Origin of the sequence: Streptomyces sp. 8N114, from assembly GCF_052245835.1 — a bacterium.
GTDB lineage: Bacteria > Actinomycetota > Actinomycetes > Streptomycetales > Streptomycetaceae > Streptomyces.
This window is the reverse complement of record NZ_JBQQBT010000009.1, coordinates 21,399-46,579: the sequence shown is the minus strand read 5'-3', so window position 1 is coordinate 46,579 and position 25,181 is coordinate 21,399. Positions and strand designations below refer to the sequence as shown.

Sequence of the window (25,181 nt, the reverse complement as noted above, 5' to 3'; positions counted from 1 at the left end):
GACGACAGGACAGTCGCCGCAAAAGGACCGCGGAACGGCCGCAAAAATGGCCACAAATAGGCCGCGGGATGGCCGCGGAGCTGCAGTCGCCTCAGAAGTGCCCGCGCACCAGGCGTTCGACAGCGGGGAAGTCCTGGTCCGTCAGCGCGTCCAGCAGTGCGAGGTGGTCGGCGGCCTCGGCGAGCAGGTCGGTGGTGCGGGGCGCGGGCGAGGCGCGCAGGGCCGACAGGTGCGCGCGGCGCTGTACGTCCTCGGCGACCGCGACGAGCTGCCGGTTGCCGGTCAGCTCCAGCAGAGCGCGGTGGAAGGCGCGGTCGGTCTCGGCGTAGGCCGTGTGGTCCCCGCACGCTGCCGCCTGCCATGTGTCGTCGGCGAGCGGCCGCAGCTGAGCCCAGTGTTCGGCGGGCAGGGTGCGGGCGAGCGCCAGTACGGCAGGCACCTCCAGCAGGGCCCGCACCTCGGTGAGTTCGGCCAGATCGCGGGGGCTGTGCCGGGCCACCCGGAAGCCCCGGTTGGGCACCGTCTCGACGGCGCCCTCGCTCACCAGCAGTTGCATGGCCTCCCGTACGGGGGTCGGTGAGACGCCGAAGCGTTCCGCGAGCGCGGGTGCGGAGTAGACCTCGCCCGGGGCGAGTTCACCGGAGAGCAGCGCGGCGCGGAGGGCTTGGAGGATCTGGTCCCGTACGGAGTGGCGATGCGGCACCACCTTGGGGGCCGGGGGCTCGCTGTGGGTGTGCTCGCCACGGACTGCAGTTTCCGCCCGCCGCGGGGTGCGAGGGGCAGGCGGCACGGAGGAGCCCACGGCAGGGACGGCCGCCGGCGAGACGGCGGTCGGCGCCGTGCGGGACTCGGCTCGACTCTGCTCCATGTGGCCCCCAGCACTCTCCGTACGTGTCTTCGCCAGTGCAGGCTGCCGTGCAGACTAGGCCGACGCGACACGAGATCAAACCTCGGGCACAATCAGCTAAGGTTAGGCTTACCTGCTAACGATCGTCGATTCGGTGGTCCTCATGGCCGTGCCCACCCTCGTTCCCGCAGCCTCTGACGTCTCCCCTTTCCGTGCTGCGTACGCGCGGCTGACCGAAGTGTTCCCCTCGCTGGGTGTGACCGAGACCACGGCTCGTGAACGTCTTCCCGAGCGCTCCGGCTGGGTACGCGCGAGCGCACTCGCGGCCGGTGGCGAAGCGCTCGACGCGTTCCTCTCCTGGGACGAGGAGCAGATCCTGCGGGACTACGGACAGCAGGGCCGCCCGGACGTCGTCGCCAGCTTCGGACTGCACCGTTACGCCTGGCCCGTCTGCCTGCTCGTCACCATCCCCTGGTTCCTCCAGCGGCGAGTGCCGCGGCTGCCCGTCGAGGCGGTGGCCTTCCAGCGTTCGCTGGGGCGGCTGGCGGTCCGTATCGAGGAGTTCGCGTGCCTGCCGGACGACCCGGCGGCGACCGCGCCGGGCGCGCGCGTGGTGCCCGACGAGGAGGCTCTGCGCGCCGAGGTGCGTGAGGCTGTCGCCGCCCATCTAACGCCGGTACTGGAGGGGTTCAGGCCGCGGATGCGGCGTGGTTCGCGGGCGCTGTGGGGGATGGCGACCGACGAGATCACCGAAGGGCTCTGGTACCTGGGCCATCTGCTGGGCGAGGAATCACGCGCGATGGCGGAGGCCGAACTGCTGCTCCCCGGCTCGCTGAAACCGTTCGCCCAAGGGGCGGGTTTCCGTCGGCTGACGGCTCCTGACGGCGCGGAGCTGACCACGCGCGACCGGGCGAGCTGCTGCCTCTTCTACACCCTCCGCCCCGAGGACACCTGCGTCACCTGCCCTCGTACGTGTGACGCGGAACGTATCGAGCGAATGATAGTTGTCCGCTAGGAAGTTCGACCCCGTGTGCCCCTGTGGGCCGCCGGTGCCCCCTTTAGCGTGCTCTTCCTATGAAACCCCCCAGAGGGGTGCCGCACTGCCGTAAAGATGCTCGGCAACACGAAGCAAGCCAGAGCGCGAGCGCGGTACCGCCTCGCGCACGTACGGGCCCGTACGCGGCGTCCGCGACGTGCGCGCACCGCGGCACCGCGCGGCAAGGGGCACACCCGATGAGACTGACCGACATATCGCTGAACTGGGTGCTGCCGAGCGCCGTGCTGCTCGTCGGCACTCTGACCGCGGTGCTGGTGATGGCGCATTCGCGCCGCCACAGCTCCCCCGCCGAGAGCGACGCCGCCGGCACCACGCCCGGACAGCCCGACTCCTGGGAGCGCATCGAGGAGCGGCGCCGCCGGAAGGAGACGATGTATGCGACAGCCGCGTACCTGCTCCTCTTCTGCTGCGCCGCCGTCGCCGCCGCGCTCTCCTTCCACGGGCTGGTCGGCTTCGGCAGGCAGAACCTGGGGCTGACCGGCGGCTGGGAGTACCTGGTCCCGTTCGGGCTGGACGGCGCCGCGATGTTCTCCGCCATGATCGCCGTACGCGAGGCCAGCCACGGCGACGCCTCGCTGGGATCGCGGCTGCTGGTGTGGATCTTCGCGGGGGCCGCGGCCTGGTTCAACTGGGTGCACGCGCCACGCGGCGCGGGGCACGACGGTGCCCCGCAGTTCTTCGCCGGGATGTCGCTCTCGGCGGCGATCCTGTTCGACCGGGCGCTCAAGCAGACCCGCCGGGCGGCGTTGCGGGACCAGGGCCTGGTGCCCCGCCCGCTGCCGCAGATCCGCGTCGTCCGCTGGCTGCGCGCACCCCGCGAGACGTTCGGGGCCTGGTCGCTGATGCTGCTGGAGGGCGTGGGCACACTGGACGAGGCCGTCGACGAGGTGCGCGACGACCGTCGGCAGCGCGAGCAGGAACGGCTGCGCCGCAAGGACCAGGAGCGCCTCGACCGGGCCCGGGTCAAGGCCATCAACCGGCAGCACCGGCGCTGGAGCCGGGGCCGCGGCGAGCCGGGACCCCACGTGGAGGTCGAGATCGGCACCCCCACCACGACGACTCCCCCGCCCGCCGCTGCGGTCACCGCGGGAGACCGCTCCGCCGACCTGCCCGCCGTGAGCCCATCACCGGTCCCTCGCGCCCGGCCAGCGCTGCAGGCCGTCGGGGACGACAGCGCTTTCATGCGGGGCGACGCCGGGCGGGACGGCGGCGGCAACGAGAAGAACGCGACCAGCCCACGGCTCGACAGCCTGGAGGAGAAACTGGCCGAGATCGAGCGGCAGTTCGGCTGAGGGCTGCAGGTCGAGGGCTTCGGGCTGATGACTGACGGCTGCTGACTGACGAATGACGGCTGACCGGTGCGGTACGAGGGCGCGTTTCAGTGGCGCCTCGTACCGCACCGGCCGTCCAGGGCGGGGTCTGCCCGCGGACTCACCCGGCGGCGGCAGCGCGCCCGGCGGCGGGGAAGGCGTGCGCCCGGGCCGCGAGCACCACCGCCAGGACCGGCAGCATCAGCGCCAGGACGCTCCAGGGGAAAGCCTCCGTGCCCAGCGCCTCCAGCAGCACCCCGCCGACGACACCGCCACCGGCCATGGCGGCGTTCCACAGCGTGACGAGCATCGCCTGCGCGGCATCGGCGGAGTCGCCGCCCGCCTCCCCGACGGCCGTCTGGAGCAGCGTCGGTGCTCCTCCCCAGCCGAGCCCCCACAGCGCGACCGCGCCGTACACGAGCGGCGTGCTGTCGGACGCCACCGCCAGTACGGCTGCTGCGACGGCGACCAGGAGCGCGCCTCCGATGGTCAGGGCACGCAGCTTGCGGCCGATGTGCGCGCCGACGAACCAGATGCTCACCAGGGACGCGGCTCCGAAGACCAGCAGGACCCGGTCGACCGAACCGCCAAGGCCCGCATGGCCGAGGAAGGCGGCGATGTAGGTGTAAAGCACCGTGTGCGCCAGTACGTAGCCGAGCGTGACGAACAGGACGGGTGCCACACCGGGTACGCGCAGCACGCGCAGCATCGGTGTCCGCGCCTCCGGGCGCTGCCCGGGGTGGTCGGGGACGGCGGCCGTGATCCAGGCCAGCAGCGCGACGGTGAGTGCCGTCATGGCCCAGAAGGCGATCCGCCAGCCGAGCGCCTTGCCCAGGAACGTGCCCGCCGGGACGCCCAGCGAGAGCGCCACCGGAATGCCCGCCATGGCGATCGCGATGGCCCGGCCGCCCAGGTGCGGGGGCACCAGGCGGCGCGCGTACCCGGCCAGCAGTGCCCAGGCGAGCCCGGCAGCCACGCCGGCGACGAACCGCGCGGTCATGGTGAGCGTGTAGTCGGTGGAGACGGCCGTGACGGTGTTGGCCGCGGCGAAGCCCGCCATCGCCGTCAGCAGCAGCCGCTTGCGCCGCCATCCGGCGGTGAACGCGGTCAGCGGGATGGCCGTGAGTGCCGTCCCGACGGCGTAGATGGTGACCGTCTGGCCCATGGCGGACTCGCTGACGGCCAGGTCGCCGCTCATCGCGGGCAGCAGGCCCGCGGGCAGGGTCTCGGTGAGGCTGGTGATGAAGACGGCTGTCGCCAGCGCCAACAGGGCGGCGAGCGGGAGTCTCTGCCGCTCAGAGGGGCGGAAGTGAAGGGACGCGGGGGGAGTTGCGGATGGGACGCCGGTCTCGGTGTGCGCAGCGCGCGCGGTGTCGGTTCGCATGGCCGGTATGCTCGAACCCTCACATTGATGTGAACGTCAAGCCGGAACGGTTCGAGCGGGAGTGAGGGCGGCCACATGCGGATCGGAGAGCTCTCGGAACGTACCGGAACGCCTCGGCGGCTGCTGCGCTACTACGAGGAACAGGGTCTCATCGCCGCGGAGCGCTGCCCCAACGGCTACCGCGACTACGACGAGCGGTTCGTCGACCGGGTGCTGCAGATCCGCGGACTGCTCGACGCCGGGCTGCCCACCCGGATCATCAAGCAGATCCTGCCGTGCCTCGACAAGCCCCGGGTGATCCATTTCCAGGACGCCACCCCCGAGATGCTCGCCACCTTGGAGAACCAGCTGGAGCGGATGACGGCACGCGTGGAGTGCCTGACCCGCAACCGGGACGCCATCGCCGAATACCTCGACGCGGTACGGGCCACCCGCGCGCCGGAAGCCTGACCCCGGCCCGCCGGCTCAGCCCTCCCACACCGTCGCCGCCGTCCGGTCGCCCTCGTGCCCCTCGACGCCGTACTCGAGGTCGGCGAGGTACCCGGCAAGGCCCGGTGGCTCCCCGCCCGGTGCCGCCCAGCGGGCCGCGAGCCGGTCGACGAAGGGCGGCTCGGCGCGCAGCGGCTCGGCCAGGCCGGGACCGCACATCAGCAGCACGTCGCCGGGCTGTGCGAGGCAGGAGCGGAAGCGGAACGGCTCCGTGCGGGCGGCCTCGGGCGGCTCCGCCGGGGTGAAGCCGTCACGGACAGCGGCGGCTCCCGCGGCCGGGTCACGGCCGAGGACCGAACTCCCCTCCGGCGCGGGCGACATGGTGGCCACAGGCTCGACGTCCCGCCAGACACCGTCCCGAAGCCGGAGGAGCCCGCCTCCGCCGGCACCGAAGAACACCCGGATACGGCAGCGTGGATCGGCCGGCAGCAACAGGCACCGCAGATCGGCGGTGTACTGCTCGGGCTCCAGGCCCAGCGCGGCGGCCTGCGCGCGCAGCCTGCCGAACGTGCGGTCCGTCAGCCGGTGCAGCCCGGGCTGGAGCGCGCTGTTGCGGGCCGTACGGATGTCGTCCACCAGCCGCGCATGGCTGCGGCCGACGGCCGACCCGATCGAGTGACACGCCTCGCGCGCGGCCCGGTGTCCGCCGGGACCCGACCGGGCCCCCGCCGCGACGGCGACCAGCAGCAGCCCGTCCTCCCCCGCTCCGAACCGTGCGGCCAGCAGCGCGTCCGTGCGCAGCTCCCCCGCCCGCCGCGCCGCCTCCCCGCGCACGGATGCCGCCCGCAGCGCGGCGCGGCCGAACCGCGCCCCCTCCAGCGCCGTGTCCGGCACCAGCTCCCCCAGCGCGCCTGGATCGGCCTCCGGCAACGCGCCGGCCGACTCCGCTGGGGCAGGTCTGGGAGCAGAGGTGTCGGTCAGGGTTCGGCTCACCGAGCGGTAGCGCTCGTCGAGGGTGTCCCGGGCGCGGGTGCGGCCCGTGTCGGGGGCGTGCGGGTCGTACAACTGCGCCCACCAGTCGCGGTGTTGGCCGTGGTACCGCTCGTCGTCCTGTGCCCCCGGTCCGCTCATGGGCTCATTGTCTCGCGCACGGATCGGGCGGGAAGGGCGTACGCGGGATCGTCACCGGACCGGGGTCCTACGCCGCAAGTCGTGGACCGGAACCGACCATGATCCGATGCGGTGTCGAGCAGTGCGTGTGACGCTGCCGGGCATGACACATGTGACACCTGCCTCCGGCACCTCTCCGGCCGACCCTCGCGACAAGGAGTTCACCGCCGCCGAGCGGGACTACCTGGCGTCCCAGCGGCTGGGGCGGCTGGCGACGGTGGACCCGAAGGGACAGCCGCAGAACAACCCCGTCGGCTTCTTCCCGCAGGACGACGGCACCGTCCTGGTGGGCGGCTTTGCCCTCGGTACGACGAAGAAGTGGCGCAACCTGCACACCCAGCCCCAGCTCGCCCTCGTCGTGGACGACATCGTCAGCCACAAGCCGTGGCGGGTGCGCGGCGTGGAGATCCGGGGCGTCGCCGAGCTGCTCGAGGGACCGCACGGTCTGGGCCCGCACTTCAGCGAAGAGCTGATCGTCATTCACCCGCGCCGGGTGCACAGTTGGGGGCTGGAGGAGGAGTGAGGCCCGTCGCGTACCACAGGTGGTGCAGCGCGTAGGACCGCCAGGGGCGCCACTGGTCGGCCTGTGCGGGGTCTGCCCCGATCAGCGTCAGCCCGTGCCGTACGCCCACGTCGCCGGGGAGGAAGACGTCCGGGTCCCCCAAGGCGCGCATCCGCATATAGCCCGCCGTCCACGGCCCGACCCCGGGCAGTGCCAGCAGCGCGCGTTCGGTCTCCTCGCGGTCGGCACCCGGGTCGAGCACCGCGGTGCCGTCCGCGAGTGCCGCAGCCACGGTGCGGATGGTGCGGCGGCGGCTCTCGGGCATGCCCAGTTCGCCCAGGGGCGCCTCGGCGAGTACGTCCACCTCGGGGAACAGGTGGGTGAGCGTGCCGTCGGGTGCCGCCAGCGGTTTGCCGTAGGCCGCGACGAGCCTGCCGCCCAGCGTGCGCGCGGCGCCGACGGTGACCTGCTGGCCGAGCACCGCGCGGATCGCCAGCTCGTGCGCGTCGGCGGCACCGGGTGAGCGCAGTCCGGGCGTACGGGCGACCAGCTGCCCCAGCGCGGTGTCGTCGCCGAGCCGCTCGGCGACCGCGAACGGGTCCGCGTCCAGGTCGAAGAGGCGCCGCACGCGCTGGACGGCGGTCGTCAGATCACGCAGGTCCCCCAGGTGCAGCCGGCATTCGAGCCAGCCCGTGCCGCTGCGGGCGGGGCACTCGTCGACCTCGGCGATGCCGGTCCCGTACGGCAGGTTCAGGGTGCGCCGGTAGATGCGGCTGCCGGGGGTGCCCAGCACCTCCTCGACGCCCGGTATCACGCGGCGCTCCAGGAAGCCGAAGACCTGCCCGGCGGCGTACTCTCCCCGGTACGCCAGCCGCAGCGGCACCCCGGCGACGGCCCCGCCGCCGTGCGCGGCGGCCTCCCGCGCCTCGGGGCGGCCCGCGGGACCGTGCCCGCCCCGCGCGGAGGCCGCGCGCAGCTCGCTGGGCGTACGGGCGTAGATCTCGCGGACGGTGTCGTTGAACTGCCGCACGCTCGCGAAGCCGGCCGCGAACGCGACCTGGGTGACGGGCAGCGGCGTCGTCTGGAGCAGCACCCGGGCGGTGTGTGCCCGCTGGGCCCGCGCGAGCGCCACGGGTCCGGCACCGAGCTCGGCGGTCAGCTGGCGCTGCACCTGGCGGGGGCTGTAGCCGAGCCGCTGGGCCAGGCCCGCGACGCCTTCGCGGTCCACGACACCGTCGGAGATCATCCGCATCGCGCGGCCCACCAGGTCCGCCCGTACGTTCCACTCGGCGGAGCCGGGCACCGCGTCCGGGCGGCACCTGCGGCAGGCGCGGAAGCCGGCGGCCTGGGCTGCCGCCGCGGTGGGGTAGAAGCGGACGTTCTCCCGTTTCGGGGTCACCGCCGGGCAGCTCGGCCGGCAGTAGATGCCGGTGGTGCGCACACCCAGGAAGAACACCCCGTCGAACCGGGCGTCCCTGCTGCGTACGGCCTCGTACCTGCTGTCTTCTGTCGTCACGTCTCCCAGTGTGGGAGGGCACCCGGCGGAGAGCTAGCGGAATTCGGACATGGCCGTCGGCCGTGCGTTCCCCCGGCGCAGCGCGTACGCGGCGCACAGGAACGGCACGGCGGCGAGGCCGAAGAGCCAAGCCGGTCCCGCACCTCCAGCCGAGCCTGCCGCGTAACCGCCATAGACGGTGACGGCGACGACTTCTGAGCCGAAGCCCGCCACCGAGGTGACGGTCGCACGTGCGGAGTCGTCGACGCGTTCCTGGAGGCGCGCCTCGGTGTGGGCCACCGCCCAGTAGAACGCGCCGAACGCGACTGCCAGCAACAGGAACCCCGCCGGGACCCGCACTGCGGCCGCGCAGGCAGCCGCCACCAGACAGAGCGCGCCCGCCGTCAGCACGGGAGCCGCCCACCGCTCCCCTCGCCCCGCGAGCCAGCCCCCGGCTGCCGCTCCTGCGGAGACGAGCCCCACCAGGAGCGGCAACGCCGCCGGTGCCGCTCCGCTCGCCTGCGCGAGGAGCGGTACGTATTCGTCCAGTGCCGTGACGCCGCTCACCACGGCAGTGAGCGCCACCGCACGGGCCACGCCCGGCGTACCGCGCACCTGCGCCAGCGCACTCGCCGCGACGGTACGCAGCGTGGGGGCGGGCTCCGAGTGGCCGTCGGCCGGAACAGCGGCGGCGGTGCCCTGGGACGTCCGGCGGGACGGGAAGGTGAGGGCTGTCAGCGCCGTCACCGTGCACGCCGCCACGCTCGCGATGCCGACCGCCCGGTATCCGGCGGTCGCGAGCACCGGGGCCGCCAGCACGTCGGCCAGCAGCACGGCCGAGGTGCCCATCGCATGTGCCCGTCCGACGAGTTCGGGGTACGCGCCGGTCTGCCGGTGCTGTTTCAGGTGCTCGTATGTGAGGGCCTGCCAGGTGCCCGACCGCAGTGCGGACCCCGCGCCCCACAGCACGAACCCGGCGGCGAACGCCGGGTAGGACGGCGCGAACGTCCACAGGGCGAAGCCGACCGCCCTGAGCAGCGGCGCGCACACCAGCAGAAGACGGCGGGAGAAGAGATCCGCCCACAGGCCGGACGGGATCTCCAGGGCGAACGTCGTCACCGACCAGATGACGAACAGCGAGGAGATCTCCGCCGGGCTCAGCCCGTGCTCGGCGAAGAGCAGCGCGTAGACCGGGTAGAGGAGTACAAGGTCGTCAAGGAAGGTGTACGCGTACAGCGTCCGCGCGAACCGCGCGGGATGGTTTTCGGCACTCTGTGAGCGTCAATGTCGCTTCATGGGAGCCAGCTTACGACGCGTCCGGCCCAAGCCTCGCAGGGAGCCGCGCCCCGAAGGGGCGCGGGGCTGTGTCGATGTGCGGCTCCGCCGCGTGGGCGCGACAAGCCACGAACCACCCGCAGCCTGCAAACGACGGACAGGGGCACCCCCTCCCCAGAGACAACGGGAGGGGGCACCAGCTCCGCACGCCAAGCCCTAGCGGCGGCGCGACCCGCGCTTGCGCTCCATCATGTGGCGGCCGAGCGCCTGCCGCTGCTTGAAGACCTTGCGCTGCTCCGCGCGCAGCCGGGCGTCGGTGCGGGCGGCCAGGCGGGCGTTCTCGCGCAGCAGTTTGCGGTAGCTCTCCAGGCGGCGTTCGGGCAGGGCACCGCCCTCGACGGCGGCCAGGACGGCGCAGCCGGGCTCGGACTGGTGCGCACAGTCCGGGAACCGGCAGTCGGCCGCGAGCTCCTCGATCTCGGCGAACGCCTGGCCGAGCCCGTCCTCGGCGTCCCACAGGCCGACTCCGCGCAGCCCCGGGGTGTCGATGAGGACACCGCCGCCCGTCTCCGCGGGCAGGGGGAGCAGGTTGCGGGTGGTCGTGGTGTGCCGCCCCTTGCCGTCCCGGTCGCGGATGGCCTGCACCAGTTGTGCCCGGTGCCCCAGCAGCGCGTTGGCCAGTGTGGACTTGCCGGCGCCCGACTGGCCGAGCAGCGCCGTGGTGCCGCCCGCGAGGACGGCGGCGAGGATGTCGATGCCCTCGCCCGTCTCCGCGCTGACGGGCAGCACCTGGACGCCGGGCGCGGTGGTCTCCGCGTCCGCGACCAGGTGCGCGACGGTGGCCTCGTCGGGTACGAGGTCCGCCTTGGTGAGGGCGAGCAGCGGCTGGGCGCCGCTGCTCCACGCCAGGGAGAGGAACCGCTCGATACGGCCCAGATCCAGCTCGGCGCCGAGAGAGATCGCGATCAGCGCGTGGTCGACGTTGGCGGCGAGGACCTGCCCCTCCGAGCGCTTGGAGGACGTGGAGCGGACGAAGGCGGTACGGCGCGGCAGCAGCGTCCGTACGTACGGCGGGGCGCCGTCCGCGTCGACGACGGCCCAGTCACCGGTGCACACGACCCGCATGGGGTCGCGTGGAACGACGAACTCGGTGTCGGCCCGGAAGGTGCCTGCCGGGGTGACCAGATCGCACTGGCCCCGGTCGACGCGCACCACCCTGCCGGGCAGCGGATCCGGCCCCGCAGTGGCCGGGTCGGCGGTCGCACGGACGTACTCGGCCTGCCAGTCGGCGTCCCAGCCGTATACGGCCAGCGCCGCGTGTTCGCGTGTATGAGATGTGCTCTGCGACAAGGGGTTGACCCTTCACAAGGGTGGCCCCGGCTCCGCGTAGGGAAGAGTCAGCCGGTGGCCACGGAGGTTGATGTGACGGACTGGATGTGGGCAGCGCCCAGCGTGGAGACAGCCATCAGTCGCACCTCCGTTTCTTGTCGCATGGCACGGCGGGCTTCTGTGCCACCGTGCGGGTCGGCATGGACGGTAACCCTGCCGGGTGCCGTACCGCCACCAATTTTGCGGCGAGGAGACGGGGTCAGTCGCCCCGGGTGTTGTCCTCGGCGGCGTCGTCGCGGTCGTGCCCGCGTGGCCGCAGCAGGCGGCCCCGCACGTCCGACGGGGGCAGGAACTTGGTCCAGCGTTCGGGGAACTCGGCGGGGGCGTCCAGGTCGAAGGAGTCGGCGTCCTCGTCCTCCGTCAAGCGGCGGCGCCGCGCGGCGACCGCGGCGACGACCTCGGCCGCCGCCTCCTCACGGCGCCGCTCGTTGGCGCGCCGCGCCGCGGCCGTGGCCACCGAGGGCCAGACGTGGTCGATGGCGGCGTTCACAGCGGCGCCCACCAGCACGGCGAAGGCCGACACGCCGATCCACAGCAGTACGGCGACGGGTGCGGCGAGCGAGCCGTAGATGGTGGGGCCCTCCACGGTGTTCGTCAGATACAGCCGCAACAGGAAGCTGCCGAGCACCCACATCACCAGCGCCACCAGGGCGCCGGGGATGTCCTCCCGCCAGGGGGACCGCACCGGCACGGAGACGTGGTACAGGGTCGTGAGGAAGACGATGGACAGCAGCAGCACGACGGGCCAGTAGAAGACGCTGACCACCCACTGCGCCTGCGGCACCAGGCGTAGCACCGCGTCGGGGCCCGCCACCATCAGCGGCAGCGCCACCGCGCCGATCACCAGTGCCACGAGGTAGAGGAAGAACGCCAGCAGCCGGGTCTTGACGATTCCCCGCCGCCCGTCCAGCCCGTACATCACGGTGATGGTGTCGATGAAGACGTTCACAGCCCGTGAGCCCGACCACAGTGCCAGCGCGAAGCCGAGCGAGATCACATCGGGCCCGCCGCCTCTGATCACGTCGTCGATGAGCGGCCGGGCGACCTGGTCGACGCCTCTGTCGGAGAGCACGGTGGCGGAGGCGTCCAGGAAGTTCCGCCGGATCATCTCGATCGTGTCGGCGCCGATCCAGTCCAGGTAACCCAGCAGGCCGATCACGCCGAGGAGCAGCGGGGGGATGGAGATGAGCGTGAAGAACGCCGCCTCGGCCGCCAGCCCGAGCACGCGGTACTCCATGCACGAGTTGACGGTGTCCTTGAGCAGCAGCCACGCCATCCTCCTTTTGGGGACGTCGCGATACTTCACCCGCGCCCTGCGGAACTGGCCACGGGACCGCCGGGGAGCCCACCGGGGGGCCCGTCCGGCGGTCTGCTCAGGGGTTTCCTCGACTGCACGCACCTCTTTAACGTATCTGTATGCCACCCTCGACACACACTGTGACCAACCAGGCTCCGCCGCTGGTCGACTACGACGTCTTCTCCGCCGACCCCGCGCTGGCCGAAGGCGTGGCCCGGCACATGGCCCCCGAGCGCGCCGAGGAGGCCCGCGCCGAGCTGGCCGCGCTGGGCAGGACGGCGGGCTCGGCCCAAGCGCAGGAGTGGGGCAGGCAGGCCAACGACCACCCGCCCGTGCTGCGTACGCACGACCGGTACGGGCACCGGATCGACGAGGTCGACTTCCACCCCGCCTGGCACCGGCTGATGGAGCACGCGGTGGCCGCGGGGCTGACGGACGCGTGGTCGCGCCCCGACGGGCAGCTGCGGCGTACCGCGGGCTTCTACGTGTGGTCCCAGGTGGAGGCGGGGCACAGCTGTCCGGTCTCGATGTCGCACGCGGCCGTGCCGGCGCTGCGCAAGGAGCCGACGCTGGCCGCCGAGTGGGAGCCGCGGCTGAGCTCGCACGTCTACGACTACGGACTGGACCGCCCCGCGAGCGCCAAGCTGGGGGCGATCGCCGGGATGGGCATGACGGAGAAGCAGGGCGGCAGCGACGTACGCGCCAACACCACCGAGGCCGTGCCGCTGACGGGTGAGGGCGAGTACGCACTCCTCGGCCACAAGTGGTTCTGCTCCGCGCCGATGTCGGACGTCTTCCTGGTGCTGGCGCAGGCACCCGGCGGCCTCACCTGTTTCCTGGTGCCCCGGGTGCTGCCGGACGGTACGCACAACGCGTTCCGTATCCAGCGACTCAAGGACAAGCTGGGCAACCGCTCCAACGCCTCCAGCGAAGTGGAGTTCGACGGCTCCACCTGGGCGCGCCGGGTTGGCGAGGAGGGCCGCGGGGTGGCGACCATCATCGAGATGGTGGCGGCCACCCGGCTGGACTGTGTGACGGGCTCGGCGGCGCTGATGCGGCAGGCTGTGGCGCAGGCCACCCACCACACCGCGCACCGCTCGGCGTTCGGCAAGCTGCTGATCGAGCAGCCGCTGATGCGGAACGTCCTCGCGGACATGGCGCTGGAGTCGGAGGCGGCCACCACACTGACCCTGCGGCTGGCCGCGGCGTACGACAGTGCGGCAGGAGAGGGCGAACAGGCGGCGGCCGACCGCGCGTTCCTGCGGCTGGCGCTGCCGACGGCCAAGTACTGGGTGACCAAACGCGGTGTGCCGCTGGCAGGCGAGGCGCTGGAGTGCCTGGGCGGCAACGGCTATGTGGAGGAGTCACCGATGCCGCGGCTGCTGCGCGAGTCGCCGCTCAACTCGCTGTGGGAGGGCTCGGGGAACGTCCAGGCCCTGGATGTGCTGCGGGCGCTCCAGCGCTCTCCCGAGTCGCTGAACGCGTTCCTGACGGAGATCGGTCAGGCGCACGGCGCGGACCACCGGCTGGACGCCGCGACCAAGGACGTGTTCTCCCAGCTGGCGGACCTGGACGGCATCGAGACCCGGGCGCGGCGGCTGGTGGAGCGGATGGCGCTGGTCCTCCAGGGTTCGCTGCTGGTGCGGTTCGCGCCGACCGCCGTCTCCGACGCGTTCTGCGCCTCGCGGCTGGGCGGCGACTGGGGCGCTGCCTTCGGCACGCTGCCCTCGGGGCTCGACCTGGAGGCGATCGTGGAGCGGGCGCTGCCGGTGGCGTAGCCGACCGGCGAGGTAGCCGGCGCAGGATAAATGAAAACGGTGTTCATTTCTGTATAGTGGCCGGCGTGCTGCCGCCCCGCACGGGTGGCAGCACGCCGGCCGCGCGCGCTTCCGCCCGGACGGACATCCGCAACGCAGGCCGTTCGAGGGGGAGGGACGCATTGGTGCGCGTCTGGCGGGAGACACGGGGCTTCCCGGTCGCCGTCCGCGTTCTGCTCGTCAACCAGTTCGGCGTGAACACCGGCTTCTATCTGCTGATTCCGTATCTGGCCACCCACCTCGGCCAGGACCTCGGCCTCTCTGCCGCCGTGGTCGGCACCGTGCTGGGCGTACGCAACCTCAGCCAGCAGGGACTCTTCCTGGTGGGCGGGACGGCGGCCGACCGGCTCGGGCCGCGCACGGTCATCATTGCCGGATGCGCCCTCCGCACCGTCGGCTTCGGCCTCTTCGCGATGGGCGACGGCATGGCGGTGCTGCTCGCCGCCTCCGCGCTGAGCGGGTTCGCCGGAGCGCTGTTCAACCCGGCCGTGCGTACGTACCTGGCGCGGGAGGCCGGTGAGCGCAAGGCCGAGGCGTTCGCGCTCTTCCAGGTCTTCGCGACGGCGGGCTCCCTGGCCGGTCCGGTGCTCGGCACCGCCCTGCTGCTGGCGGGGTTCCGCACCTCGGCACTCGTCGCCGCCGGGCTCTTCCTGCTGCTGACCGTCGCCCAGGCCCTCGCCCTGCCGGCCCGTCCGGCACCGGAACCGCCGCCGGGAGCCGAGGGACTGCGCGGCGTGTTCGGTGACTGGCGCGAAGTGCTGGGCGACCGCGCCTTTCTGGGGTTCGCGCTGGCCATGGTCGGGATGTTCGCCATGGAGAACCAGCTGTATCTGCTGTTCCCCGCGGCAGCGCGCCAGGCCACCGGCTGGGACGGCGCGGCCGGGCTGGTGTTCCTCACCGGCACCATCGCGAGCCTGACCTTCCAACTGCGGCTCACCCGGGCGCTCCAGGGCCGGGGCGAGCGGGCACGCTGGATCGCCGCCGGGCCGGCCGTCATGGGGCTGGCGTTCCTGCCACCTCTGCTCATCGCCTGGGCCGACACCCCGGAGGACCCCGCCCGGGCAGCGCTCGGACTGCTGCCCGTCCTGCTGGGCGCCGTGCTGCTGTACGCGGGACTGATGGCGGCACAGCCCTTCGTCATGGAGCTGGTGCCCGCCTATGGGCGGGAGGGGCTGACCGGCACGTACTTCGGGGTGTTCTACGCCGTCTCCGGCATCGCCGCCGCCGGTGGCAACGCACTGGTCGGCTGGGCCATGGACGCCGGCGCGGCGCGGGGCGCGCCCTGGCTGCCGTGGGTGTGCTGCCTGTGCTTCGGCCTGCTGACCGCCGCCGGGATCACGCTGCTGCGCCGACGGGGTGCGATGCCCTCCCCCGCCTCGGCGAAGCCCACGACTTCCGCGCACGCCCGCCCCACGCCGAAGACCTTCAAGTAGTCCCTCTTCTCCAGGAGTTCACCATCATGAGAGAGCAGCATCGCCCTGCCCCCACCCTGCACGGACCCCGCCGGCGGGGCGTACTCGCCGCGGGAGCGGGCGCTGCGGCGCTCGGCACGCTGGCCCTCGCCGGGTGCGCCGACCCGGCCGGCGGAGGTGGCGGGGGCCGGCCGGTGCGCGGCGGACGACTGCGGGCCGCGTTCGCGGGCGGCGGCACCAACGAGACGCTCGACCCGCACCTGGCCAACCTGTTCGGCGATGCGGCCCGCGCCAAGGCGCTGTTCGACAAGCTCGCCGACTTCGGGCCCGACCTGGCCGCACGGCACCGGCTCGCCGCTTCCTGGGAGCCGGACCGCGCCCTCAAGCGCTGGCGCGTCACCCTGCGCGAGGCCACCTTCCACAACGGCGCCCCGGTGACCGCCGCCGATGTGCTGCACAGCTACCGCAGGATCGCCGACCCGAAGAAGGCGTTCCGCGCCCGCGCCGACCTGGAACCCATCGACCTGGACGCCAGCCGCGCGACGGGCAAGCGCTCCCTCGAGTTCCACCTCAAGCGGCCGACCGCCGAATTCCCCAACGTGCTCGCGGCGTTCGGCACCTACATCCTCCCTGCCGACGTCGACGACGACTTCAAGAAGCCGGTCGGCTCCGGCCCGTTCCGTTTCGTGTCCTTCCGGCCCGGCACCTCGACCGTGCTGCGCCGCTACGCCGACCACTGGGACGGTGCGCCCTATCTGGACGAGCTGGAGTTCGTCGGCGTCAACGAGGAGTCGGCCCGGATCAACGCGCTGCTGGGCGGCCAGGTCGAGTACGCGCACGAGCTGAACCCGACCACCGCACGCGCCCACCAGGACAGCGGCCGGGTGAACATCGTCCGCCTCAAGAACAGCGCCATGCAGGCGTTCGCCCTCAAGACGGACCGGCCGCCCTTCGACGACAAGCGGGTGCGGGAGGCGTTCTTCCTCATAGCCGACCGCACCGAACTGGTGAAGGGCGCGCTCTCCGGCGCCGGCGAGATCGGCAACGACCTGTTCGGCAAGGGGTACGAGTTCTACGCCGACTCCCTCCCCCAGCGCCACCAGGACCTCGACCGGGCCCGCGCCCTCCTCAAGAAGGCGGGCGCGGAAGATCTCGAGGTCACCCTGGACACCTCCGACGTGGCCGCCGGTTTCACCGAGGCCGCCGCCATCTTCCGGGACCAGGCCAAGAAGGCGGGCGTCACCGTCAAGGTCAGGACGGGCGACCCGGACAGCTACTGGAGCGACATCCTCGACTCCGGCACCATGTGCTGCTACCGCTCCGGCGCCATGCCGATCGGCACCCACATCTCGCAGCGGCTGCTGACCGACTCGACGACCAACGCCACCAAGTGGCAGCACAAGGACTTCGACGAGCTGTACGCCACAGCGCAGTCCACCGCCGACGACTCCGAGCGCGAGCGGCTCTACGCGCGCATGCAGCGCCGTCTGCACGCCGAAGGCGGCTTTCTGGTGTGGGGGTTCGCCGACTGGATCGTCGGCACCGCGCGGCAGCTGCGGGGCGTACGCCGGGACGCGCCCGCCAACACGCTGGACTGGGCACGCTTCGACAAGGTGTGGCTGGCGTGAGTGCACTCCCCGCAACGCCGGTGGCTGCGTCCGGGGTGCGCCGGATAGCCGCGCACGCCGCCCGCCTGCGCCGTTCATGGGTGGCGCGGCGGCTGCTGCTCGGGCTGGCGCAGACCGTGGGCGTCGTCCTGCTGGTCTTCGCGCTCACCGAAGCGCTGCCCGGTGACGCCGCCGTGGCGCTCGCCGGTGACCAGCCGGACCCGGCCAGGATCGCGGCCATCCGGGAGGCGCTCGGTCTTGACCGCCCCGCCTGGGAGCGGCTGGCCGAGTGGGCGGGCGGGCTGCTCCGCGGGGACCTGGGCTCCTCGCTGGTGACCGGGCGCCCGGTCAGCGGCATCCTGGCCGCCGCCTTCGGGCCGACGCTCGTGCTGGCGGCGCTCACGATCGCGTTGCTGGTGCCCGTCGCGGTCGGCCTCGGGGTGCTGGCCGCGCGCCACGAGGGCCGGACGGTCGACAAGTTGATCAGCACGGTGACGGTCGGCAGCTACGCCGTACCGGAATTCGCACTCGGGGTCTTGCTGGTGAGCGTCTTCGCGCTGCACCTGGACTGGCTGCCGCCCACGGCCGTCGGCAGCGGGGAAGCGCCGCTGTCCCACCCGGCGGCTCTCGTACTGCCGGTGCTCGTTCTGCTGACGCGGCCGGTGTGCTCCGTCAGCAGACTGGTACGCGCGGGCATGGTCGAGGCCCTGCGCTCCCCGTACGCGGCCCATGCGGCGCGCTGCGGCATCGGCCCGCGCCGCGTCCGCTACGCGCACGCCCTCCCCAACGCCGTGGCGCCCGCCGTTCAGCAGGTGACCCGTACGGTCGACTGGCTGCTGGGCGGGGTCATCGTCGTGGAGGCGCTGTTCGTCGTGCCGGGGCTCGGCACCGTACTGATGGACGCGGTCGCCGCGCGGGACGTCCCTGTGGTGCAGGGGCTCGCCGTCGTCTTCGGAACCGTCACCGTGCTGCTCAACCTCGGTGCCGATCTGCTTGTGCACCGGCTCGCGCCGCGCTCGGGGGTGGTCGCGTGAGACGGCACGCGGGCTGGGCCCTCGGCCTGGTGCTCGTCGCGGTTCCGCTGCTGCTCGCTGTGCTGGGCCCGCTGCTGGCCGGCGAACCCGGGCCGCGCGGGACGTCGTTCGCGCTGGGTGGCGGTCACTGGCTGGGCACGGACTTCACCGGCCGGGACGTGTGGCACCAGGTGCTGCTGGGCGGGCGCTCGGTGGTGCTGGTGGCGCTCGCCGCGACCGTGCTCGCCTACCTGGTGGCCCTTCCGCTGGGCTTCGCCGCCGCGCTCACCGGCCGGGTCTGGCTGGAGGAACTGCTGATGCGGCCGCTGGATGTACTGCTGGCGGTCCCCTCGTTGCTGCTGGTGCTGCTGGTTGCGACCGTCCTCAGTCCGGGCCCGGTCGGACTCGCGCTGCTGGTGGCACTGGTCAACGTGCCGGACACCGCGCGGATCGTACGGGCCACGGCGGCGGAGGCGGCCGCCCGGCCTTCCGTGGAGGCGCTGCGGCTCCAGGGCGAGAGCTGGTGGCGGATCGCGCCGGGCTACGTGGGGCGCGCGTCGCTGCGGACCCTGACGGCGGACGCGGGTGTCCGTATGACGGGGGTGCTGTACCTGGTGGCGACGGCGGCTTTTCTGGGCGTCGGCGTGCAGCCGGACGCGGCCGACTGGGCGGTCATGGTCGACCGGAACCGCACCGGGCTGTTCGTCCAGCCCTGGGCAGTGGTGGTGCCCGCGCTGCTGATCGTCGCGCTGTCCATGGGCACCAACCTGCTGGGCGACGGTGCACTCGCCCGGCAGGGCCGCTCCGGCGGGAGCAGCGGCAGGAGCGGCAGCCGCAGAAGCGGAAAGCGGCGGCCCGTGCGGGCCGGACGGCCGGAGCGAGCGGAGGGAGCCACGTGAACGGCGTCGGTACACGGTCGGAAACCACGGACGGGCAGGCCGGGACCGGGGCCGGGGCCCGTGTCGTCGCCGAAGTGCGGGGACTGCGGGTGTGGGCCGGTGAACGGCTACTGGTCGATGGTTTGTCGCTGCAACTGCACGCGGGGCGGGTGACAGCGCTGGTCGGCCCCTCGGGCAGCGGCAAGACCACGACCGGGCTCGCACTGCTCGGCCAGGCACCGGCCGGCGCCCAGCTGGAGTGCGAAGCGCTCCCGGACGTCAAAGGCGCTTACGTGCCCCAGCACCCGGCTGCCGTGCTCAACCCGGCGCGCCGTGCGGGTGCGCTGCTGTACGAGATCGCCGCCCGGCAGGAGCGGGCGTCCGGTGGCCGGCGGCGCGGGCGGCGTGCCGCCGTACACGCCCGCGTCCGGCGGGCGCTGGAGGCAGCCCAGCTCAGCGGGGAGCACAGCACGGGCGAGCCGCTGCTGCGCCGCTTTCCGCACCAGCTCTCCGGCGGCCAGCAGCAGCGTGTCGTACTCGCCCAGGCGCTGCTGCTGGGGGCGCGGGTGGTGGTCGCGGACGAGCCGACGACGGGCCAGGACGCGGTGACCAAGCGGCGGATCGTCGCCGAACTGCGCTCCGTGGCACGCCAGGGCATCGCCGTACTGCTGCTCACCCACGATCTGGACGTGGTCGGGGAGCTGGCCGACGAGGTCGTCACGATGCGCGAGGGCCGGGTCGTCGGCAGCTCCCAGGAGTGGGAACCGCCCTCCCCTCGGGCCACGCCGGCCATCGCACGGGCCGCGGCACCCGCGCCGTCCGGTACGGCCACGGACCTGTTCCGGGTCCGCGTCGAGGCCGCCCGCTACCGCGACCGGGACAGCGGGACAGTGTGCGCGCTGCGCGACGTACGGCTGGCGATACCGACCGGTCAGTCGGTCGCGGTGGTCGGGCGCTCGGGCAGCGGCAAGACGACGCTGGGCCGCTGTGTGACCGGGCTGCACCGGGACTGGGCGGGCGAGGTGGGCTTCGACGGTACCGAGGCACTGCCCCGGAACGTACGCTCCCGTACCCCCGCCCAACTGGCGGCTGTGCAGTACGTGTTCCAGGACGCACGCGGCGCCTTCGACGAGCACCGCCCGGTGCTGGCACAGGTCGCGCGCACTGCCGTACGGCTGCGCGGGGCCCGGCCGCAGGAGGCCGCGGAGGAGGCGCGGGCGACGCTCGCCCGGGTCGGGATCGACGACGGGACAGCGGCGCGGCTCCCGGGGCATCTGTCGGGCGGCCAGCTGCAACGCGCTGCGCTCGCCCGTGCGTTGCTCGCCCGCCCTCGGGTGCTGGTGTGCGACGAGGTGACCTCCGGGCTCGACCCCGGCGCCCGCGCCGGAGTACTCGACCTGCTCGCGGGGCTCTCCACGTCGGACGGCATGCGCCTGCTGCTGATCACCCACGACCTGGAGACGGCATCCCTGGCACACCGGACGGCTGTGCTCGACGGCGGAGCACTGGTGGAGGAGGGCGAGACCCGCACGGTGCTGGCGGCTCCGCAGCACCCGGTCACCGACGCGCTGGTGCGGGCGTGGCGCCCTCCCCGGTGACGCACCCCGCATGAGGGCTGCGCTTGCCCACCCTGCGCCCTGGGGGTACCCCCTGCTCGACGAGCTTGGGGGAGCACCCGCAGACATCAGACAGGGGCACTCCCTTCCCGCGGCGGGGCGCCCAGCAGCCGGTCCAGGGCGCGACGTGTCCTGGCCGGGGCCGTGGCGTCGGCGAAGAGCTGAAGTTCCTGGTTGAGCCCCATATAGAGCCCGTGCAGCTCGAAGGCGAGCTGTTCGGGCTCCGCGTCACCGGGGAGTTCCCCGACTTCGACGGCGATCCGCAGATCGTTCACGAGCAGTCGCCGTCCGCGCAGCATGAAGCGCGCCACCGTGTCGTGCACGGGGCCGCCGCGGGTGTCGAACTCGACGGACGCGGCGGTGAACAGACAGCCGCCGGGGAAGGCCGTACGTTCCCGCTCCAGATAGCGGATCCATGCCTCGCAGAAGGCCCGCAGCCGGGTCAGGCCGGGCTGCAGTTCGGCGACCGGCTCCCACACCAGCCTGGTGAACAGCCCGGAGGCGCCGTGCAGTGCGGCGAGCTGGAGCGCCTGCTTGGAGCCGAAGTGGCCGAGTACGCCCGCCTTGCTCATCCCGAGGTCGGTGGCGAGCCGTCCGATGGTCAGCCCCTCCAGTCCCTCGACGGACCCGATGGCGACGCTGCGCTCGATGATCCGCTCCCGCGTTCTGCGGGCCTCGGCGGCGGACTTGCGTGGGCTCATGCACCCATCGTATCCGGCCCGACCCATTTAACTTCCGATCGATCGGTTGCTATATTCCCGGCCACCGGTCGCCGCCGGGCTGTTCCCGTGCGGTCGCACCGGCCCCCTAGCCCCCTCAGCGAGGAGAACAGCACCGTGCCGGGAACCCGTATCGCAGCGCTGGGCCATCACCAGCCCGACCGCGTCCTCACCAACGACGACCTTGCGGGCATGGTCGAGACCAGCGACGCGTGGATACGCCAGCGCACCGGGATCGTCAGCCGGCGCATCGCGGCGGAGTCCGAGACCGTCGCCGACCTGGCGACGGCGGCGGCAGGCAAAGCACTGGCCGCGGCCGGACTGGACCCCGCCGACATCGACTTGGTCGTGGTGGCCACCTGCTCGGCCCGGGACCGCTGCCCCAGCAACGCGGCGCAGGTCGCCCGCGCCCTCGGCATCCCCTCCGCCGTCGCCTACGACCTCAACAACGGCTGCGCCGGTTTCTGCACGGCGCTCGCCTCCGCGAGCCACTCGGTGAGCGCGGGCGCGGCGCGGCACGCGCTGGTGATCGGCGCGGAGAAGATGTCCGACGTCACCGACTGGACCGACCGCACCACCTGCGTCCTGCTGGCCGACGGTGCGGGCGCGGCGATCGTCAGCGCCGTCCCCGACCCCGAACAGCAGGACGGGACGGACGGCATCGGGCCCGTCGAGTGGGGCTCTGATCCCACGCGGGGCGAGATGGTGCGGCTCCTGGACGACTGGCAACCGCACTTCGCCCAGGAGGGGCCCGCCGTCTTCCGCTGGGTCACCACCGAACTTCCCGCCCTGGCGCACCGCGCGTGCGAGCGGGCCGGGCTCGCGCCCGCAGACCTGGCAGGGGTGGTCACCCACCAGGCCAACCTCCGCATGATCGAGGCCATGCTGCGCAAGCTGGACCTCGCCGAGGACGTGGTGATCGCCCGGGACGTGGTCGAGTCCGGCAACACCTCGGCCGCCTCCGTACCGCTGGCCCTCGCCAAGCTGGTGGAGCGGCGCGAGCTCCCGCCGGGCGCCCCCGTGCTGCTGCTCAGCTTCGGCGGCGGCCTCTCATGGGCGGGGCAAGTGGTGCGCTGCCCCTGAGGGCGCGCCGCCCTCGCGGAGGGACGCGCCCCGCCAGGGGCGCGGGGAACTGCGCGCCCAGCCACAACTCACCGGCAGCCCGCGGATGAGGGCAGGGGCAGCCCCTACCCGAGCTCCTTCGCCCAGGGCGGGTTCGCTCCGCGTACGGAGACCACCGCGGCGGCCACCCGTACGCCGAACTCCAGGGCCTCGGCGACCTGTTGCCGGGTGAGGCCGTCGAGCCTCCCGCCGAGCGCACCAACCACGCGAAGCGCATGCAGGAAGCCCGCCATGAAGGAGTCGCCCGCACCGACGGTGTCCACGACGCGGGTGGGCGGCGTCGGAACGCGGAGGCGCTCCCCGTGGAGGGAGGCCAGTACGCCCTCGGCGCCCAGGGTGACCACGACCAGCGGCACGCCGTCCACGTGGAAGGCATCGGCAGCCTCCTCCGGAGTGGCGCCGGGGCGCAGCTGGGCCAGGTCGTCGTCGGAGAACCGCAGGATGTCGGCGGCCGCGCACCAGCGGGGCAGCGCCTTGCGGTAGACGGCCGGGTCGACCAGCAGCGGGCGGACGTTGGGGTCGACGGAGACGGTCGCGCGGTCCCGTATCTCCGCCAGCAGGCGCTCGACGGCCGGGCCACCGGGCTGCTGGACCAGGGCGAGGGAGCCGGTGTGCAGACAGGTCAGAGGGCCGGCGGTGGCGGTGGCCAGTTCGTCGTCGGTCCACTGCCAGTCCGCGGTCTGCTCCGCGTGGAAGGCGTAGTCGGCGCTGCCGTCCTCGGCCACGTCCGCGATGGCCAGGGTGCTGGGTTCGGCCGCCCGCACCGTACGGCTCAGGTCGACGCCGGACTCCGCGAGCCGGGCGGCGAACAGCCGCCCGAACACGTCGTGCGAGAGCCGACCCAGGAACTGGGTCGGCGTGCCCAGCCGTGCCAGCGCCACCGCGGTGTTGGCGGGGCCACCACCAGGGAAGACGTCCAGTGCCAACGGTGCGGGGTCCTCGCGGTGCGGGGCCGCAACGAACGCGTCTGCGACGCACTCACCCAGCACGGCAATGGGGTGTTCAGCGGTCATTTCGGCCCTTTCGCCTCGGCACAGCCCCTGACCGGCACTACAGTACGGCGGCCGCGCGCCCCGAAGGGGCGCGGGGAACTGCTCCCCCAGCCTCCGGCCGGGAGGTGCCCCCACCAGCCACAATGCACTCGCACCCGGGAAATCAGCGCCGACCCCTACGGCGGATCCCCGGCAACGCCCGCAGCTCCGGCACCCGCAACAGCCGCCCCAACAACAGATAGCCGAGCCCCAGCACCAGCACCCCCGCCGCAAGACCCGACGCCGAGCCGACCGTGCCCTCACTCAGCGTTCGCCGCACGGCGTCGGCAGCCCCCCAGGCGAGCCCTGCCGCAACGGCAGCGGCCAGGAACAGCCGCCCGTACACCCCCAACAGGCGCCCCGCGGGGTCCAGCGGCGCGGCCAAGCGGCGGCGCAGCAGCCAGGCAGTGAGGGCGAAGCCCGCAACGTACGAGAGCGAATAGCCCGCGGCCATCCCGGTCACAGCCCAGCGCGCGGGCAACAGCACATGGCAGCAGGTGGCCAATGCGATGTTGATCGCGGCGATGAAAGCGGCCATGAAGAACGGCGTGCGGGTGTCCTCGAAGGCGTAGAAACCCCGCAGCAGCAGATACTGCGCGGAGAACGGGATCAGCCCGAGCCCCAACGCCTGGAGCATCTGCCCCAGCGGCTGCGCCGACTCGGCGTCCGCAGCGCCGTGTGCGAACAGCAGAGCGGCGATCTGCGGGCCGAGCGCGAGGAAGAGGAAGGCGGTCGGGACGATGACGGCGCCGGTGAGGCGGAGCGCTCGCGTCAGATCGGCGCGCAGGTCCGCGGGGCGCCCCTCGGCGACCGCCCGGCTCATCCGCGGCAGCAGCGCGGTCACCAGCGAGACGGTGACGATGGACTGCGGCAGCATCCAGATGGTCTGCGCGTAGGTGTACGCGGAGTACCCTGCACCCGCGTCCGGGAGCGCCTGGTCGGCGGCGTTGGCGTAGTTGGTGACGACGGTGAGCGCGACCTGGTTGGCCAGCACGAAAAGCAGCGTCCACTTGGCGGCGTGCGCGCTGCTGCCCAGCCCCGTACCGCGCCAGTCGAAGCGCGGCCGGAAACGGAAGCCGGCGGCGCGTACGAACGGGATCAGCGCGAGGGCCTGCAGGGCGATCCCGGCCGTGGTGCCCAGCCCCAGCAGCCGTACCTGGCTTTCGGTGATGTCCGCGACCCGCTCGGGGACGGTCATCATCCCCAGGTAGGCACCGAACATCGCGATCAGCACGACGTTGTTGAGGATCGGCGTCCACATCATCGCGCCGAACTTCTCGCGGGCGTTGAGGACTTGGCCGAGCATCCCGAACAGCCCGTAGAAGAAGATCTGCGGCAGCAGGAAGCGGGCGAAGACGACGGTCAGCTCGAACGCCTCGTGCTGCGCGGGGGTGTCCCGCATGTAGAGGCCGACGATCTGCGGCGCCGCCCAGACGGCGAGCGCGGTACCGAGCGCGAGCACGGTGACGACAAGGGTGACCAGCCGCTGCTCGTACGCCCGGCCACCATCGGCCTGTGTGGCACGCGCCCGGACCAGCTGCGGCACCAGTACGGCGTTGAGGGCGCCGCCGATCAGGAGGGTGTAGAGGCTGGTGGGCACGGTGTTGGCCGTGTTGTACGTACTGGCCAGCAGCCCGGTCCCGAGCGCCGCCGCCTGCAGCACCTGCCGGACGAGCCCGGTGGCCCGCGAGGCGACGGTGCCGGCCGCCATGAGCAGCGATGATCTGGCGAGCCCCGGCTTGGCCGTGGCCGTCTCCTGCCGGTCCCCCGCGCTGGTACTGGTCCGTATCCCCTCCGCCATCGGGCCAATC

At 72.9% G+C, this 25,181-nt stretch carries 21 protein-coding genes; 11 read left to right on the top strand and 10 right to left on the bottom strand.

The features are described 5' to 3' along the window. Window positions 1–91 precede the first annotated feature (91 nt). Entirely contained in the window at window positions 92–868 is a 777-nt protein-coding gene (locus ACTWQF_RS20385) for a GntR family transcriptional regulator (RefSeq protein WP_443281024.1), read from the bottom strand. A gap of 142 nt (window positions 869–1,010) precedes the next feature. Here ACTWQF_RS20385 and ACTWQF_RS20380 point away from each other — a divergent pair, with 142 nt between their 5' ends. Beyond that, window positions 1,011–1,862 carry a (2Fe-2S)-binding protein gene (locus ACTWQF_RS20380; protein ID WP_443281023.1) on the top strand — a complete coding sequence of 284 codons (852 nt, stop codon included), beginning with the start codon at window positions 1,011–1,013 and terminating at the stop codon, window positions 1,860–1,862. A 218-nt stretch (window positions 1,863–2,080) separates the two neighbouring features. After that, complete coding sequence (locus ACTWQF_RS20375; protein WP_443281022.1) at window positions 2,081–3,196, top strand: DUF2637 domain-containing protein; 1,116 nt, start codon at window positions 2,081–2,083, stop codon at window positions 3,194–3,196. Window positions 3,197–3,335: 139 nt separating this feature from the next. Here the strand turns inward: ACTWQF_RS20375 and ACTWQF_RS20370 are convergent, their stop codons facing one another. Next, window positions 3,336–4,598, bottom strand: coding sequence for an MFS transporter (locus ACTWQF_RS20370; RefSeq protein WP_443281021.1), 1,263 nt, complete (start codon window positions 4,596–4,598; stop codon window positions 3,336–3,338). 75 nt (window positions 4,599–4,673) lie between these two features. On the opposite strand from ACTWQF_RS20370, the gene ACTWQF_RS20365 reads away from it, so the two are divergent. Next, window positions 4,674–5,048 carry a MerR family transcriptional regulator gene (locus ACTWQF_RS20365; protein WP_443281020.1) on the top strand — a complete coding sequence of 125 codons (375 nt, stop codon included), beginning with the start codon at window positions 4,674–4,676 and terminating at the stop codon, window positions 5,046–5,048. Between the two features lie 15 nt (window positions 5,049–5,063). Here ACTWQF_RS20365 and ACTWQF_RS20360 read toward each other — a convergent pair whose 3' ends face one another. Beyond that, window positions 5,064–6,158 carry a protein phosphatase 2C domain-containing protein gene (locus ACTWQF_RS20360; RefSeq protein WP_443281019.1) on the bottom strand — a complete coding sequence of 365 codons (1,095 nt, stop codon included), beginning with the start codon at window positions 6,156–6,158 and terminating at the stop codon, window positions 5,064–5,066. Between the two features lie 142 nt (window positions 6,159–6,300). Between ACTWQF_RS20360 and ACTWQF_RS20355 the strand changes: the two genes are divergently transcribed. After that, on the top strand, window positions 6,301–6,720 hold the full coding sequence (locus ACTWQF_RS20355; RefSeq protein WP_443281018.1) for a PPOX class F420-dependent oxidoreductase: 420 nt from the start codon (window positions 6,301–6,303) through the stop codon (window positions 6,718–6,720). Here the strand turns inward: ACTWQF_RS20355 and ACTWQF_RS20350 are convergent. The 4 genes from ACTWQF_RS20350 to ACTWQF_RS20335 all read right to left on the bottom strand — a co-directional run bounded on the left by ACTWQF_RS20350 (window position 6,674) and on the right by ACTWQF_RS20335 (window position 12,134). Further along, window positions 6,674–8,215, bottom strand: coding sequence for an AlkA N-terminal domain-containing protein (locus ACTWQF_RS20350; protein WP_443281017.1), 1,542 nt, complete (start codon window positions 8,213–8,215; stop codon window positions 6,674–6,676). The genes ACTWQF_RS20355 and ACTWQF_RS20350 overlap by 47 nt on opposite strands. Before the next feature lie 33 nt (window positions 8,216–8,248). Beyond that, on the bottom strand, window positions 8,249–9,430 hold the full coding sequence (locus ACTWQF_RS20345; RefSeq protein ID WP_443281229.1) for an MFS transporter: 1,182 nt from the start codon (window positions 9,428–9,430) through the stop codon (window positions 8,249–8,251). Between the two features lie 255 nt (window positions 9,431–9,685). Continuing rightward, window positions 9,686–10,819, bottom strand: a complete 1,134-nt coding sequence (gene rsgA, locus ACTWQF_RS20340) for a ribosome small subunit-dependent GTPase A (RefSeq protein WP_443281016.1) — start codon at window positions 10,817–10,819, stop codon at window positions 9,686–9,688. 238 nt (window positions 10,820–11,057) lie between these two features. Next, complete coding sequence (locus ACTWQF_RS20335; protein WP_443281015.1) at window positions 11,058–12,134, bottom strand: YihY/virulence factor BrkB family protein; 1,077 nt, start codon at window positions 12,132–12,134, stop codon at window positions 11,058–11,060. Window positions 12,135–12,274: 140 nt separating this feature from the next. Between ACTWQF_RS20335 and ACTWQF_RS20330 the strand changes: the two genes are divergently transcribed. The 6 genes from ACTWQF_RS20330 (at window position 12,275) to ACTWQF_RS20305 (ending at window position 20,480) form a co-directional block, all read left to right on the top strand. Further along, window positions 12,275–13,933: an acyl-CoA dehydrogenase family protein gene (locus ACTWQF_RS20330; RefSeq protein WP_443281013.1), complete on the top strand. Its 1,659-nt coding sequence runs from the start codon at window positions 12,275–12,277 to the stop codon at window positions 13,931–13,933. A 164-nt stretch (window positions 13,934–14,097) separates the two neighbouring features. Further along, on the top strand, window positions 14,098–15,405 hold the full coding sequence (locus tag ACTWQF_RS20325; protein WP_443281228.1) for an MFS transporter: 1,308 nt from the start codon (window positions 14,098–14,100) through the stop codon (window positions 15,403–15,405). A gap of 26 nt (window positions 15,406–15,431) precedes the next feature. Continuing rightward, the gene (locus ACTWQF_RS20320; protein WP_443281012.1) at window positions 15,432–17,012 is read left to right on the top strand and encodes an ABC transporter substrate-binding protein; all 1,581 of its coding nucleotides are present in this window, start codon (window positions 15,432–15,434) and stop codon (window positions 17,010–17,012) included. 65 nt (window positions 17,013–17,077) lie between these two features. Further along, complete coding sequence (locus ACTWQF_RS20315) at window positions 17,078–18,025, top strand: ABC transporter permease (protein ID WP_443281227.1); 948 nt, start codon at window positions 17,078–17,080, stop codon at window positions 18,023–18,025. Continuing rightward, entirely contained in the window at window positions 18,022–18,903 is an 882-nt protein-coding gene (locus ACTWQF_RS20310) for an ABC transporter permease (RefSeq protein ID WP_443281011.1), read from the top strand. Before ACTWQF_RS20315 ends, ACTWQF_RS20310 begins: the two co-directional genes overlap by 4 nt. Continuing rightward, a complete protein-coding gene (locus tag ACTWQF_RS20305) occupies window positions 18,900–20,480 on the top strand; it encodes an ABC transporter ATP-binding protein (protein ID WP_443281010.1) in 1,581 nt (526 codons plus the stop codon). Before ACTWQF_RS20310 ends, ACTWQF_RS20305 begins: the two co-directional genes overlap by 4 nt. An 86-nt stretch (window positions 20,481–20,566) precedes the next feature. On the opposite strand, the gene ACTWQF_RS20300 is transcribed toward ACTWQF_RS20305, so the two are convergent. Continuing rightward, on the bottom strand, window positions 20,567–21,199 hold the full coding sequence (locus ACTWQF_RS20300) for a TetR/AcrR family transcriptional regulator (RefSeq protein WP_443281009.1): 633 nt from the start codon (window positions 21,197–21,199) through the stop codon (window positions 20,567–20,569). A gap of 135 nt (window positions 21,200–21,334) precedes the next feature. Here ACTWQF_RS20300 and ACTWQF_RS20295 point away from each other — a divergent pair, with 135 nt between their 5' ends. Beyond that, window positions 21,335–22,300 carry a beta-ketoacyl-ACP synthase III gene (locus ACTWQF_RS20295; RefSeq protein ID WP_443281008.1) on the top strand — a complete coding sequence of 322 codons (966 nt, stop codon included), beginning with the start codon at window positions 21,335–21,337 and terminating at the stop codon, window positions 22,298–22,300. A gap of 104 nt (window positions 22,301–22,404) precedes the next feature. On the opposite strand, the gene ACTWQF_RS20290 is transcribed toward ACTWQF_RS20295, so the two are convergent. Together ACTWQF_RS20290 and murJ are read right to left on the bottom strand one after the other, a co-directional pair. Further along, entirely contained in the window at window positions 22,405–23,352 is a 948-nt protein-coding gene (locus ACTWQF_RS20290) for a carbohydrate kinase family protein (RefSeq protein ID WP_443281007.1), read from the bottom strand. A 142-nt stretch (window positions 23,353–23,494) separates the two neighbouring features. Continuing rightward, window positions 23,495–25,171 carry a murein biosynthesis integral membrane protein MurJ gene (murJ, locus tag ACTWQF_RS20285; protein ID WP_443281006.1) on the bottom strand — a complete coding sequence of 559 codons (1,677 nt, stop codon included), beginning with the start codon at window positions 25,169–25,171 and terminating at the stop codon, window positions 23,495–23,497. Window positions 25,172–25,181: the final 10 nt, after the last annotated feature.

Excerpts from the sequence above, each read along its gene's own strand:
- ACTWQF_RS20385 (WP_443281024.1), bottom strand. The coding sequence starts at position 868 with ATGGAGCAGAGTCGAGCCGAGTCCCGCACGGCGCCGACCGCCGTCTCG.
- ACTWQF_RS20380 (WP_443281023.1), top strand. The coding sequence starts at position 1,011 with ATGGCCGTGCCCACCCTCGTTCCCGCAGCCTCTGACGTCTCCCCTTTC.
- ACTWQF_RS20375 (WP_443281022.1), top strand. The coding sequence starts at position 2,081 with ATGAGACTGACCGACATATCGCTGAACTGGGTGCTGCCGAGCGCCGTG.
- ACTWQF_RS20370 (WP_443281021.1), bottom strand. The coding sequence starts at position 4,598 with ATGCGAACCGACACCGCGCGCGCTGCGCACACCGAGACCGGCGTCCCA.
- ACTWQF_RS20365 (WP_443281020.1), top strand. The coding sequence starts at position 4,674 with ATGCGGATCGGAGAGCTCTCGGAACGTACCGGAACGCCTCGGCGGCTG.
- ACTWQF_RS20360 (WP_443281019.1), bottom strand. The coding sequence starts at position 6,158 with ATGAGCGGACCGGGGGCACAGGACGACGAGCGGTACCACGGCCAACAC.
- ACTWQF_RS20355 (WP_443281018.1), top strand. The coding sequence starts at position 6,301 with ATGACACATGTGACACCTGCCTCCGGCACCTCTCCGGCCGACCCTCGC.
- ACTWQF_RS20335 (WP_443281015.1), bottom strand. The coding sequence starts at position 12,134 with ATGGCGTGGCTGCTGCTCAAGGACACCGTCAACTCGTGCATGGAGTAC.
- ACTWQF_RS20330 (WP_443281013.1), top strand. The coding sequence starts at position 12,275 with ATGCCACCCTCGACACACACTGTGACCAACCAGGCTCCGCCGCTGGTC.
- ACTWQF_RS20320 (WP_443281012.1), top strand. The coding sequence starts at position 15,432 with ATGAGAGAGCAGCATCGCCCTGCCCCCACCCTGCACGGACCCCGCCGG.
- ACTWQF_RS20300 (WP_443281009.1), bottom strand. The coding sequence starts at position 21,199 with ATGAGCCCACGCAAGTCCGCCGCCGAGGCCCGCAGAACGCGGGAGCGG.
- ACTWQF_RS20290 (WP_443281007.1), bottom strand. The coding sequence starts at position 23,352 with ATGACCGCTGAACACCCCATTGCCGTGCTGGGTGAGTGCGTCGCAGAC.
- murJ (WP_443281006.1), bottom strand. The coding sequence starts at position 25,171 with ATGGCGGAGGGGATACGGACCAGTACCAGCGCGGGGGACCGGCAGGAG.